The organism is Oleiphilus sp. HI0061 (assembly GCF_001635675.1).
In genome coordinates this window covers 1-711 of the sequence record NZ_LWFE01001662.1, presented here as the reverse complement: position 1 = coordinate 711, position 711 = coordinate 1, and the positions used below count along the sequence as shown (strand labels likewise).

The 711-nt window shown below is 47.3% G+C and carries 1 protein-coding gene and 1 pseudogene; both read left to right on the top strand.

What is annotated here, in order from left to right:
* The coding region (locus A3735_RS25570; protein ID WP_304440027.1) for a molybdopterin dinucleotide binding domain-containing protein at positions 1-386 on the top strand (386 nt) is incomplete at its 5' end.
* 2 nt (positions 387-388) lie between these two features.
* A pseudogene (gene narH, locus A3735_RS25565) lies at positions 389-711 on the top strand (nitrate reductase subunit beta); the annotation flags it as partial.

The following is a 711-nucleotide window of genomic DNA, read 5'->3' as shown; positions in this document are numbered from 1 at the left end:
CGATTGTTTGGATCTCGGAAGTTGATGCAGCAAAAGCAGGCATCGAAGATAACGATTGGATCGAAGTGTTCAATGTTAACGGTGCCATTGCATGTCGTGCGGTCGTTTCCCAGCGTGTAAACGAAGGTATGAGCTTGATGTATCACGCACAGGAACGACAAATAAATATGCCGGGGGCTGAAACAACCAAGACACGTGGTGGTATGCATAACTCTGTTACAAGAGCGGTTATGAAGCCTACTCACATGATCGGTGGTTACGCACAGCAAGCATACGGATTTAACTACTACGGTACCGTTGGCTGTAACCGAGATGAATTTGTAATCGTCCGTAAGATGGACAAAGTTGACTGGTTGGACGAGTCGTCTGAAGAGCGAGGAGCATAGCGATGAAAGTACGTGCACAAATAGGCATGGTCCTGAACCTGGACAAATGTATCGGCTGTCACACTTGTTCTATCACTTGTAAGAACGTATGGACGAGCCGTGACGGTGTTGAATACGCTTGGTTTAACAATGTTGAATCTAAGCCAGGCGTGGGTTTCCCTAAAGAGTGGGAAAACCAGGAAAAATGGAACGGCGGTTGGGTCCGTGGTAACGATGGTAAGTTGACACCGCGTCAAGGTAACAAGATGCGTGTGTTGGCGAATATCTTCGGTAACCCTGACCTACCCGAAATCGATGACTACTATGAGCCATTCGATTACGACTA